This is a genomic window from Pseudomonas sp. NPDC089918, assembly GCF_050280605.1.
Lineage (GTDB): Bacteria > Pseudomonadota > Gammaproteobacteria > Pseudomonadales > Pseudomonadaceae > Aquipseudomonas.
In genome coordinates this window covers 1-10,927 of the sequence record NZ_JBNNVP010000082.1, presented here as the reverse complement: position 1 = coordinate 10,927, position 10,927 = coordinate 1, and the positions used below count along the sequence as shown (strand labels likewise).

12 protein-coding genes are annotated in these 10,927 nt (G+C 60.5%); 3 read left to right on the top strand and 9 right to left on the bottom strand.

Going from position 1 to position 10,927, the window contains the following annotated elements:
• From ACQKPC_RS29830 to ACQKPC_RS29810, 5 genes are all read right to left on the bottom strand, one after another.
• Positions 1 to 487: DUF2797 domain-containing protein (locus ACQKPC_RS29830; protein WP_427628250.1), on the bottom strand; the 487-nt coding region annotated here is incomplete at its 3' end.
• Entirely contained in the window at positions 484 to 744 is a 261-nt protein-coding gene (locus ACQKPC_RS29825; protein ID WP_192343680.1) for a YeaC family protein, read from the bottom strand. The genes ACQKPC_RS29825 and ACQKPC_RS29830, both read right to left, overlap by 4 nt.
• 30 nt (positions 745 to 774) lie before the next feature.
• On the bottom strand, positions 775 to 1,647 hold the full coding sequence (locus tag ACQKPC_RS29820; protein WP_427628248.1) for a rhomboid family intramembrane serine protease: 873 nt from the start codon (positions 1,645 to 1,647) through the stop codon (positions 775 to 777).
• The gene (locus ACQKPC_RS29815; protein ID WP_427628252.1) at positions 1,644 to 2,618 is read right to left on the bottom strand and encodes a metallophosphoesterase; all 975 of its coding nucleotides are present in this window, start codon (positions 2,616 to 2,618) and stop codon (positions 1,644 to 1,646) included. Before ACQKPC_RS29815 ends, ACQKPC_RS29820 begins: the two co-directional genes overlap by 4 nt.
• On the bottom strand, positions 2,615 to 3,505 hold the full coding sequence (locus ACQKPC_RS29810) for an NAD(+) kinase (protein WP_007906781.1): 891 nt from the start codon (positions 3,503 to 3,505) through the stop codon (positions 2,615 to 2,617). The genes ACQKPC_RS29815 and ACQKPC_RS29810 overlap by 4 nt, the downstream gene beginning before the upstream one ends.
• A gap of 124 nt (positions 3,506 to 3,629) precedes the next feature.
• Between ACQKPC_RS29810 and ACQKPC_RS29805 the strand changes: the two genes are divergently transcribed.
• Positions 3,630 to 4,580: a DUF1853 family protein gene (locus tag ACQKPC_RS29805; RefSeq protein WP_123722996.1), complete on the top strand. Its 951-nt coding sequence runs from the start codon at positions 3,630 to 3,632 to the stop codon at positions 4,578 to 4,580.
• Positions 4,581 to 4,783: 203 nt separating this feature from the next.
• On the opposite strand, the gene ACQKPC_RS29800 is transcribed toward ACQKPC_RS29805, so the two are convergent.
• Complete coding sequence (locus tag ACQKPC_RS29800) at positions 4,784 to 5,344, bottom strand: NADPH-dependent FMN reductase (protein ID WP_123359687.1); 561 nt, start codon at positions 5,342 to 5,344, stop codon at positions 4,784 to 4,786.
• Between the two features lie 184 nt (positions 5,345 to 5,528).
• Here ACQKPC_RS29800 and ACQKPC_RS29795 point away from each other — a divergent pair, with 184 nt between their 5' ends.
• Together ACQKPC_RS29795 and ACQKPC_RS29790 are read left to right on the top strand one after the other, a co-directional pair.
• Positions 5,529 to 5,765, top strand: a complete 237-nt coding sequence (locus tag ACQKPC_RS29795) for a hypothetical protein (protein ID WP_123495100.1) — start codon at positions 5,529 to 5,531, stop codon at positions 5,763 to 5,765.
• A gap of 88 nt (positions 5,766 to 5,853) precedes the next feature.
• Positions 5,854 to 6,747 (top strand): LysR family transcriptional regulator, encoded by an 894-nt coding sequence (locus ACQKPC_RS29790; RefSeq protein WP_123495102.1) that lies wholly within the window; start codon positions 5,854 to 5,856, stop codon positions 6,745 to 6,747.
• Here the strand turns inward: ACQKPC_RS29790 and ACQKPC_RS29785 are convergent.
• From ACQKPC_RS29785 to dnaQ, 3 genes are all read right to left on the bottom strand, one after another.
• Positions 6,713 to 7,327, bottom strand: coding sequence for a GNAT family N-acetyltransferase (locus ACQKPC_RS29785; protein ID WP_427628246.1), 615 nt, complete (start codon positions 7,325 to 7,327; stop codon positions 6,713 to 6,715). The genes ACQKPC_RS29790 and ACQKPC_RS29785 overlap by 35 nt on opposite strands.
• Before the next feature lie 14 nt (positions 7,328 to 7,341).
• Positions 7,342 to 9,597, bottom strand: coding sequence for an Orn/Lys/Arg decarboxylase N-terminal domain-containing protein (locus ACQKPC_RS29780; protein WP_427628244.1), 2,256 nt, complete (start codon positions 9,595 to 9,597; stop codon positions 7,342 to 7,344).
• A gap of 339 nt (positions 9,598 to 9,936) precedes the next feature.
• Positions 9,937 to 10,695 (bottom strand): DNA polymerase III subunit epsilon, encoded by a 759-nt coding sequence (dnaQ, locus tag ACQKPC_RS29775; RefSeq protein ID WP_008074393.1) that lies wholly within the window; start codon positions 10,693 to 10,695, stop codon positions 9,937 to 9,939.
• Positions 10,696 to 10,927 lie beyond the last annotated feature (232 nt).

Sequence of the window (10,927 nt, the reverse complement as noted above, 5' to 3'; positions counted from 1 at the left end):
GGCTGCGGAACAGGTCTTCGACGAAGCCTGACTGCTGACGGGTCGCGACGCGCATGATCGGCAAGGCCTGGCTGGCGCCCTGATCGAGCCAACGAGTGGGCAGTTGCGTGGCGCGGGTTATGCCGACCTTGATCCCCGACGAATTGGCCAGATACACCACATGATCGGTCATGCAGAATTTTTCGCCCCACGCAGGCTCACGGCAGGTGCCGGCGTCGTAGTGGCAACGCTCCGGGCTCATGATGCAGAGGTCGCATTGGGCCAGTTTGGTCATGCACGGGTAGCAGTAACCCTGGCTGAAACTGGTTTTGGTCTTGCGTCCGCAATGGGTGCAGTGGATCGCTCCCAGGTATTCCAGGCGCACCGTGGTGCCGATCAACGGATTGACCGGTACCTCGGCGTCGCCCAGACGAAAAGCGTACTGAACGTTCGGCCCGTCAAGGCGCGCCGACATTTTGCTGATTGCACCGCGGCCAATCTCGATCAATGGACGGCATCCGATTTGAACAGAATGTTTGGCACTTCAATCGACTTCGACTCGCATTCCTGCGGGCCCATGTAGCCGGTGCGTTCTTCCTCGGGCAGGTTCTGGATTTCCCAGGCGATCATCGCTTGCAGGGACAGTTCGCGCTGCTCGGCGGTGAGTTTGCCACCGTCGGACCATTTGCCGATTTCCACCGCCAGTTTCAGGCTCCGGTAGATATCCGGGGTGATGTTTTTGATCATTTCGTTAAAAGAGGACATCAAGGGCTCCGCGCTCTTTAATCACATAGCTTATTTGGAAGTCAGTTTACGGCGGTTGTACAAACCGCCCAACAAACCGGTGAAGCATCCGATGAGTAACCCGCTGACGTGGGCCGCGTTGGCAATCTGGCCGAAGCCGATCATCGAGACCAGCCCGGACAGGCATAGCAGCAACCACACCAGCATCATCACCAACACCCCTCGGGGCAGGCGATACGCCGGGTTCGGCGACAGAACCTGGAAGATCCAGCAATGCCCGAGCAGGCCGTACAGCACACCGGACAACCCGCCAAACAGGCTCGGGCCGCTGAAAAGGTATTGGGTATAGTTGGACACCAGGCTGAACAGCAGCGTCAGGCCGATCAGGTTGATGCTGCCCTGCCGCGACTCGATGCGCCGCCCCAGTTCCCAGTACCACATGCCGTTCATGGCCAGGTGCAGGATGCCGAAGTGGATCAGCATCGGCGTGACCAGACGCCACCACTGCCCCGCCGCCAGGCTGTCGGCCAATGGCGTGAAATGGATGTACTCGCCGACCACACGGAAATCGAGGAAGGTCAGCCAGCGTATCGTGTCGAGGTTATCGCCCAGCATCGTCACCATGGCGACGATCAGGCTCAGCAACAGCACCAACGCCGTAGCCTTGCTGTAGCGCAACTGCTCGACGAAGCCCGGACGCGGCTGCGTCTGCGCGATCGGGATATCCAGTTGCTGATCGGGGTCGCCGGCGGGAAAGCGTTCGTACAATGAGCGCACGTCTTCGCTGATGTTGGCCGGCACCCACAGCACTTGCTCGCCCGCCTCTTCGCTGACCCGATGGGGCACTTGCATGCGCTGCAGCAGTTTGACAAACCCGCTCAAATCCACCGCCAGAGGCAGACGCAATACCGCCACCGCCGTCATTGCAGCACCTCCGGCCGCTCGACATCGACCCAGACAAATTTTTGCGGGTCGAGACGGGTTTCCTGATCCAGACGATAAGCGACCAGTTTGCCGTAGAGCACCGCGCTGTAATCCAGGCACGCCAGGTTCGGGCGGATCGGTGCCGGTTTGCCGCTGCGCCAGTAGTGGCCGACGAACAACAACGGCTCATCGACGCCGTAGCGCAGCAAGTTGTCTTTTTCGCTGGACGACAGCGGCGTGCGGGCTACTGGCTCAGGCAAGGCGTCGGGCTGGAACACGATATCTCCGTAGGTTTGCGGGTCGTCTTCCCAGAATTTGGTGCGGAAAAACGAGCGCGTCAGGCCGTCGCCGCTGGTCATGGTCAAGCCGTGAGGCAAGCGCATGTCGGTGCCGCGCAACAGGCGATCGAACACGGTGCAGGCAAAACTGCCCGGCACCGCGGAGGCCTGGAGGAAGTGCTCATCGATGCAACCGTCGGGGAACAACCCTCGCAACGGCTCGATCAGGCCGGCGTCCCAACAGGCATGCACCACCCGGAAACGCCCGGCATCGACGAACAGAGGCAATTCATAGAACCATTGCAGAAAGTCATGCCAATCTTCGGGATGATCTTCAAACTGAGTCAGGGTTTCCTTGAGCAGGCGACCGTGGCGCGGCGTATGTTCACGCACGAACTGCTGGCCGCTGCCCGGCAACGCCGGCGTGCTCCAGCCGAGGGCGTTGAATTCATGGTTGCCCATGATGCACAGCGCCTGGCCGGCTTCGACCATGTCGTGGACGATGTGCAGCGCCTCGCGAATCCGCGGGCCGCGGTCGATGATGTCGCCGAGGAACACCGCCATGCGCGACGGATGCCGCCAGACGCCAGCCTGTTTGTGATAACCGAGCCGGTCGAGCAAGTGCTCAAGGGTCAGAGCGCAACCGTGCACGTCACCGATCAGGTCGTAGCTACGCGCGGGATCGAGCATCAGTCGCCTCCACCACCCAACTTGCTGCCCCAGCCGAGTTTCGTCCGGCAGACTTCATAGTAGTTGTGGTCAAGCGGGTGAATCAGCCGCAGTTTCTGCGCTTTCTTGCTGATGGTGATGGTGTCACCGGGCGCGCAGGTGAAGTGATTCTGCCCGTCACAGGAAACTTGCGGGTAAATCTGCATATCTTTGGACACGACGATTTTCAGCTCACTGTTGCCATCGACCACGATCGGTCTACCTGACAAGGTATGGGGGTACATCGGCACAATCACAATAGCGTCGAGCTTGGGATGCATGATCGGGCCGCCCGCCGACAGTGCGTAGGCGGTTGAACCGGTCGGCGTGGCGACGATCAGGCCGTCGGCCTTCTGGCTGCAGACGAACTGGCCATCGATGTACAACTCGAACTCGATCATCCGCGTCGATTTACCGGGGTGCAGCACCACATCGTTCAGTGCATCGCCCTGACCGATGGCCTCGGCGTGGCGCCGGACTTCGGCTTGCAGCAGGAAGCGGTTTTCCACCAGGTAGTGGCCGTCGAGCACTTCGGCGACTTTGACTTCCAGCTCATCAGGGCGAATATCGGTCAGGAATCCCAAACTGCCCCGGTTGATGCCGAGCACCGGAATATTGTGTCGGGCCAGCGCCCGGGCGGCGCCCAGCAGGCTGCCGTCACCACCGACCACAATCACCATGTCACAGACTTCACCAAGCATCTTGCGCGACGAAGTTTGCAGGCCATGACCCGGCAGGACTTCGGCGATGGTGTCTTCGAGGATCACGTGCAGGTGACGATCGAGCAGAAACCGTTTCAGTCGGCGGACGGTATCCAGCACCTGAGAACTGCCCAGGCGACCGATGATGCCGATATTACGAAATTGCTCCATGGGGCTCCTATTAGGATGCGGAGGGCCTGCGACGGCGAAAAACACGATTATGGGCGAAAGCGCGGCGTAGACAAAACCCTTTCAGCCACAACGGTGCGCTCGCGTTTCGGGCTATGCTCGCAAGATGATCCTATTTCCAGATTTGCTCCAGTTACCTCACCAGTTGCGCCACCCTGAAGTGCGCGACCTGGCTTGGGTCATCCTCGCGCCGCCGATGCTCAGCGTCACCCCGTGGCCGCAGCGTCATCCGCTGGCGGGCAGCGACTGGGTGCAGGCACCGGAGCGCCTGGAACACTGGCTCAGGCAACTGGATCGCGACAGCTACGACTTGCTGCACTGGCTGGCCCAGGCCAGGACCCGGCGGCTGGGTCTGTACTACGAGCGGCTGTGGCAATACGCCGTGCGACACGCGCCGGGCATCGAACTGATTGCCGCCAACATGCCGATCCGCCGTGAAGGCCACACCCTGGGTGAGCTGGACATGCTGCTGCGTGATCGCGATGGCGTGCATCACCTGGAACTGGCGATCAAGCTCTATCTGGGGCCACAGAACGGTGACGGCCACGACACCGCGCAGTGGCTCGGACCGGGTTGTCATGATCGGCTCGACCGTAAACTCAAGCACCTGAGCCAGCATCAGTTACCGATTTCCGCGCGGGCGGAAAGCCGTGCAGTGCTGGCGTCTCTGGATATCCAGCAGTTCAGTGCGCATCTGTGGCTGGGCGGTTATCTGCTCTATCCGTGGCCGGGGCAGGCCGAATCACCGAGCGGCGCGCACCCTCAGCATTTGCGCGGTAGCTGGCTGCATCAGAAGGACTGGGCGGACTTTGTCGTGCAACGCCCGTTCGGCCGCTGGCAACCCCTGCCCCGCCATGCCTGGCTGGCGCCGGCGCACTATCCCGAAGAGCAAACCTGGAATGCTGAACAGCTGAGCGCATGGCTGAGCGATCTGGACCCGCTGGCACCGGCGCAATTGATGGTGCGGCTGACAGAGAATGGCGAAGGAGATTGGGAAGAAGCCGAGCGACTGTTTCTGGTGTCCGATCTTTGGCCGAATGTGCCGGGTAATGGTTGAGTTTTTGTGGTGAATGGACTGGCCCTATCGCGAGCAGGCTCGCTCCCACATTGGATCTCCGTATGGCGAAGATCCTTGTGGGAGCGAGCCTGCTCGCGATAGGGTCGACACGGTTCAGATAGACAACCGCAACGCCAGCGCCGCCGGCGTCACCATCAACACAATCCCGACCTACAGGTTCGGCAGCTGCTACAAGGGAAAGGTCACTGCTTTTTATGCTGCTCAACCCACAGCGCATACGCATCGATGAATTTTTGCAAGAACGGCCTGACCGACTCTGACAACTTGCCCGCCTCATCAAACGCTGAACCGGCGCCGCCCAGGTAGGCTTCCGGTTGCTGCATGCACGGCACATTGAGAAACACCATGGACTGGCGCACGTTGTGGTTGGCGCCAAATCCGCCGACGGCGCCCGGTGAAGCGCTGATCACCGCACCCGGCTTGCCGTTCCAGGCGCTCTTGCCATAAGGGCGCGACCCCACGTCGATCGCATTCTTCAATGGCGCCGGTACCGAACGGTTATATTCCGGGGTCACGAACAGCACCGCGTCGGATGAACTCACTTGTTGTCGGAAAGTGCTGTAGGCTGCCGGCGGTGATTCGCCATCGATGTCTTCATTGTAGAGCGGCAAATCGCCGATTTCGACGATGTTCAGCTTCAGATTGGCAGGCGCCAGCTCGGCCAGCGCCAGCGCAACCTTGCGGTTGATCGACGCTTTTCTCAGGCTGCCGACCAGAACGGCGATCTCGTAGACGTTGCTCATGGAAGATTCTCGACTGTCCAATGGGAAGAGCTTCTAGTTATAGATGATCAGATGACGATTCAACCAGCGGGCGACGGAAAAACAGCGCCCCTGACTATTTTTTTCCTGTAGGAAAACTTACCTCGCCCAACCACGGTCTACAGAACCGCAAATTGAGTGATTTATCTCCAGAGGTTCTAAGCAGATGGCAGCAGTACTCGTCGGTCAGTTCCATGCAAGAGACGCGGAAGGCCGCGTTTATTCCGTGCATGAGTTCCAGGAATCCACCCCGTCGCACGACGGCCTCGCCGGCTCGGTGCCTGTCAGCACCTATAAGCTGGCCATTGGCGACCGGCTCAACAAACTCGACGACAACGAATTTGTGCTGGTGCAATCGGGCGTCACCCTCACTCGCGAACCTGAAACGAACGTGGCCTCATAACTCGCTGTTATGAGCAGAAGTCATATGCGCGCACTTGAGTTAGGATTCAGTGACTGACTCCCTCACCTGCTGAACATGGACTTCACGCATGCGTTTACGTCATATCGAAGTGATCCAGGCGCTCCTGCAGACCGGTCACCTGGGCACCGCCGCCGAATGGCTGCAGCTGCCAGTGGCCGAGGTTGAACGCACCCTGCGTGATGCCGAGGATCAGTTGGGTTTCATGCTGTTTGCCAGCGTGCGTGGTCGTCTGCAAGCCACGCGCGAAGCACGGGAGCTGCAAGTCGAGATCGCCCACGTCTACGAAGCCCTCGAGCCGGTCCAGCGACTGGCCAGCAGCCTCAAGCAATATTTGGCCCCGCCCCTGCGCATCATCTGCACCCCGCCGCTGGCACAACACCTGTTGCCACACAGCATCGCGGCCCTGCGCCGACGCCTCCCCGACGCACCTTGCACCCTCCTGAGCCAGCCGACCGGCGCGATTGTCAGAAGTCTGCTGCTGCGTGAAAGCGATCTGGGCCTGAGCCTGCATGACCCGGACCACGCCGATATCCATTGCCAGGTCATCGCTCAAGGCAAGCTCCAGCTACTGGCACCCCATGGCTGGCTGCAACCGAAACAGAAGTACATTTCGCTGCAGGACCTGGCTGGCCAGTCGATGGTCGGCCTGGAAGGTCACGATCCGTTAAGCCCGGCACTGGACAACAAGCTGCATGCGCTACGCCCTGCCCCGGTCATTCAGACACGGGTACAGACTCATCAGATGATGCGCAGCATGGTCGAGGCCGGTGAAGGTCTGGCGATCGTCGACCCATTTACCGCCCTCGGCGCCAAATCGGCCGGGCTCGATGCCTGCCCGCTGGCGCCTGCCGTGCCGATCAGCGTGTATGCCTTGAGCCTGAAGAGCGCCGAGCCCTCTGCGGCCGTTCAAGCGCTGCTGGACATCATCACGGAACAAGCCGTGGCGATGCTGGCGAGCTGAGCGGGTTTTCCAGCAGATTATCGAATAATCGATACCAGAACAGCGCCATTTCAGCGGTATTCGGATCGATCCCGCGGTAGCGCAGGTGATCGATTCCGCCCACCACATAGCCACAGCGCTCATAAAGCCGACAGGCACCCAGGTTGTTGTTCTGGGTTTCCAGCATGATGCCCGGCAGTTTTTTCTTGCGACTCCAGAACTGCGCCACGTCCAGCAACGCCTTGGCCACGCCATGACGGCGCGCTGGCGCATGCACCGCCAATTCATCGATATGGGCGAAGCCGTTCCAGTTGGTGCTGACCACTAAATGCCCCACCGGCTCGTCATCCAGATAGGCCATGAAAATTTCACTGTCGGCGGCATCGCGAAAACTGCTGAATTCCTCGGGATCGATGCCGTAACACTTGCGATACGGGATGATTGGCGTCACCGGCCACTGCGCCACCGGCTTACCGATTTGCGCGGCACCATAGGCGGCGACTTCAAAACTGAAATCACTGCCCCAGATATAAGCCGCAAACCCCTCATCGGCGACACGCACCGAGAGGCCTGGGTATTTGGGATTCATTACTGGTTGCATACTCGGAAAGGTCCTCATTCCTTGATGCAATCGACGGTGTAATGCCGTCCATTGCCCTCGTCTTCGTGTTGCAAGCCATGCACATCGGCGACAAATCCGGGGAAGCTGCTGTCGAACGTACGGGCAAACTTCAGGTAATCGATGATCGAACGGGTCGACTCGGTGAACCGCTCGCCGGGCATGATCAACGGGATCCCCGGCGGGTATGGCACCAGCATTACCGCTGCGATCCGCCCGTCCAGAGCATCGATCGAAACAGCCTCAACCTCCCCGCGTACTAATTGATCATAGGCGTCCGCCGGCTTCATCGCGACTTCCGGCAGTACGGTGTACATGCGTTTGAGGTGTTTGGCCGTGGCATTGCTGCGATAACAGGCGTGCAATTGATCACACAGATCGCGCAAACCCATGCCTTGATAACGGGCAATATTGTGTTGCGCCACGCACGGCAGGCAGGTGGCCAGGCTGACATTGGCGTCGTAACTGCGCTTGAACTCCAGCAACTCGGTCAGCAGCGTGCTCCATTTGCCCTTGGTGATGCCCATGGAGAACAGCACCAGGAACGAATACAGCCCGGTCTTTTCCACGACCAGTCCGCGCTCCCAGAGGAATTTGCTGACCACCGCCGCCGGAATCCCGCGCGCGCTCAGGGCACCGCCCGCCGTCAAACCCGGCATCACCAACGTGACCTTGATCGGATCGAGCAGCACGTAGTCGTCGGTCACACCGCCAAAGCCGTGCCAATCGGCGTCGGGTTGCAGCAACCAGTCTTCGGTGACTACCTGCTCAATACCCTCGGCCGAGGGTGGTTGCCAGATGGAAAACCACCAGTCATCGGCGGCGATGTGCTGGCGCAGATTGGCCAGGGCCCGGCGAAAGCTCAGGGCCTCGTCGAACATTTCCTGCAACAGCGAACGGCCAGCCGGCCCTTCCATCATCGCCGAGGCCACGTCCAGCGAGGCGATGATGCTGTACTGGGGCGAGGTCGAGATGTGCATCATGAACGCTTCGTTGAAACGGTCGCGGTCGAGCTGCCGCGCACCGCCGTCCTGAACGTGAATCATCGACGCCTGACTGAACGCCGCCAGCAATTTGTGCGTGGAGTGCGTAGTGAACACCAGCGGGCTGTCTTCGCTGCGAGAGGTGCCCATGCCGTAACGGCCGGCGAAGAACTCGTGGAACGCCGCGTAGGCGTACCAGGCCTCGTCGAAATGCAGCACCTCGACGCTGTTGCCCAGGCTCTGCTTGATCAATTCGGCGTTGTAACAGAGGCCGTCGTAAGTCGAATTGGTCACCACCGCCAACTTGACCTTGGGTTCGCGGCCCTTGGTCAGCGGGCTGGCGTCGATCTTGGCCTGGATCGATTCACGGCTGAATTCGCTCAACGGAATCGGGCCGATAATTCCCAGTTCATTGCGTTCCGGGCACAGGTACAGCGGGATCGCGCCGGTCATGATGATCGAGTGCAGCACCGACTTGTGGCAGTTGCGATCCACCAGCACCAGGTCATCGCGGGCCACCATGGAATGCCAGACGATCTTGTTGGCGGTTGAGGTGCCATTGATCACGAAAAAGGTGTGATCGGCGCCGAAATTACGCGCGGCTCTCGCTTCCGCTTCGGCCAGCGGGCCGGTGTGATCGAGCAGCGAACCGAGTTCCGGTACTGACACCGACAAATCCGAACGCAGGGTGTTTTCCCCGAAAAACTGGTGAAACGCCTGCCCCACCGGGCTCTTGTGATACGCCACGCCACCGCCATGGCCGGGCGTGTGCCAGGAATAGTTGGAGTCGGCGGTGTGCTGCACCAGCGCCTTGAAGAACGGCGGCAACAGCCCGTCCAGATATTTGCGCGCCGCGCGGGCGACTTGCCGGGCAAGGAAGGGCACGGTGTCTTCGAACAAATAAAGAATGCCGCGCAGTTGATTGAGCTCAGCCATGGCGTCAGCCGGGGCATTTTCCAGGGTCACCTGTTCGCCCAAGGCAAAGATCGGCAGGTCCGGCGCCCGAACCCGTGCCAGGCGGATCAGTTCCGCCATGTTATGCAGAAGATGAGCATGGGTGCTGGCGTCTTCGGCGGCAATCAACATGCAAGAGAGGCCGTGATGGGTCGAGGCGACCAGACGCCCTTCGTTGTAGTCGACCGCCGAGACGATGCTGAAGCCTTCCTGCTCAAGCTCCCGGGCGATGCCACGCACACGATCACCGGCAACGGTGTCGGCCTTGATGTCGCGGTGGACGATCAGGACCGGGAATTTCAAATCTTTATACATGGGGCTCGGTGTCCTGAGGCGGCAGACCGTGGCCTGCCAATAACCTCAGGGTAGAGGGTTGGAGCGCATGTGGCGAGGGGGATGCCCTGAAGTGGGTCGGCGGGTGCACCAGCATGTGGCCTGACAGCCCGGATGAGGGAGGATTTCTGTAATGGAGTTTTTGGAGGAACAGGTTTTTTGTGGCGAGGGGGCTTGCCCCCGTTCGGCTGCGCAGCAGTCGTAAACCTGCCAATGCGGTGAATCTGACAAAATCCGGGGCCGCTTCGCGACCCAACGGGGGCAAGCCCCCTCGCCACAGGCAAGCTCCCTCGCCACAAAAGCCCTTCCGCTCGAAGGGGCTCAGGCCTGAGCCTTGGCCTCAGCCAGTTGCTGCCACAACGACGGAGCGCCGGCGGATTTGGCGATGGCTTCAAGGCGCGCAACGTGTTGGGCCAGATCTTCTTCACTCGCACGGATGATCCGGATCGGTTGACGATCGGCCGGCAGGCGACGGATTTCGGTGGCGGAGTTATCCGCGCCCTCACCTGAACCATTGCCATCGGACGCGTTACCGGCCAGCGACAGGCTGGTCTGGCCGCCGGTCATGGTCAGGTAAACGTCGGCGAGAATCTCGGAGTCGAGCAAGGCGCCGTGCAGCTCACGGCCGGAGTTGTCGACGCCATAGCGTTTGCACAAGGCGTCGAGGCTGTTGCGCTGCCCCGGGTGACGTTCCCGGGCCATCATCAGGGTGTCGAGAATCGAACAGTGTTGCGTGATGTCCGCGCGGTCGTGGTGGCCCATCAGGGCGAATTCGTTGTTGATGAAGCCAACGTCGAACGCCGCGTTATGGATGATCAGCTGCGCACCCTTGATGAACTCGAAGAACTCATCGGCCACTTCGGTGAAACGCGGCTTGCCCACCAGGAATTCATTAGTGATGCCGTGGACACCGATGGCGCCTTCGTCACTCTCGCGATCCGGTTGCAGGTAAACGTGGAAATGCCGGCCGGTCAGGCGCCGACCGATCAACTCGACACAACCGATTTCGATAATCCGGTGGCCGTCGGTCACCGGCATGCCGGTGGTTTCGGTATCGAGTACAACGGATCTGGTGGCCATCAGTGCTCAGCTCTCAACGGGTCAATCGTGCAAAAGCGGCGATGTTAACACGCTCGCCGGGGTCTTTCAGATACACCGTGTTGCGCCCATCGCGAGCAGGCTCGCTCCCACTGATCGTTCCCACGCTCTGCGTGGGAATGCCTCAAGGGACGCTCCGCGTTCCAATGGGACGCAGAGCGTCCCGGGCTGCGTTCCCACGCGGAGCGTGGGAACGATCAGGGTCTAGGCCTGC

Excerpts from the sequence above, each read along its gene's own strand:
- ACQKPC_RS29825 (WP_192343680.1), bottom strand. The coding sequence starts at position 744 with ATGTCCTCTTTTAACGAAATGATCAAAAACATCACCCCGGATATCTAC.
- ACQKPC_RS29820 (WP_427628248.1), bottom strand. The coding sequence starts at position 1,647 with ATGACGGCGGTGGCGGTATTGCGTCTGCCTCTGGCGGTGGATTTGAGC.
- ACQKPC_RS29810 (WP_007906781.1), bottom strand. The coding sequence starts at position 3,505 with ATGGAGCAATTTCGTAATATCGGCATCATCGGTCGCCTGGGCAGTTCT.
- ACQKPC_RS29805 (WP_123722996.1), top strand. The coding sequence starts at position 3,630 with ATGATCCTATTTCCAGATTTGCTCCAGTTACCTCACCAGTTGCGCCAC.
- ACQKPC_RS29800 (WP_123359687.1), bottom strand. The coding sequence starts at position 5,344 with ATGAGCAACGTCTACGAGATCGCCGTTCTGGTCGGCAGCCTGAGAAAA.
- ACQKPC_RS29795 (WP_123495100.1), top strand. The coding sequence starts at position 5,529 with ATGGCAGCAGTACTCGTCGGTCAGTTCCATGCAAGAGACGCGGAAGGC.
- ACQKPC_RS29790 (WP_123495102.1), top strand. The coding sequence starts at position 5,854 with ATGCGTTTACGTCATATCGAAGTGATCCAGGCGCTCCTGCAGACCGGT.
- ACQKPC_RS29785 (WP_427628246.1), bottom strand. The coding sequence starts at position 7,327 with ATGCAACCAGTAATGAATCCCAAATACCCAGGCCTCTCGGTGCGTGTC.
- ACQKPC_RS29780 (WP_427628244.1), bottom strand. The coding sequence starts at position 9,597 with ATGTATAAAGATTTGAAATTCCCGGTCCTGATCGTCCACCGCGACATC.
- dnaQ (WP_008074393.1), bottom strand. The coding sequence starts at position 10,695 with ATGGCCACCAGATCCGTTGTACTCGATACCGAAACCACCGGCATGCCG.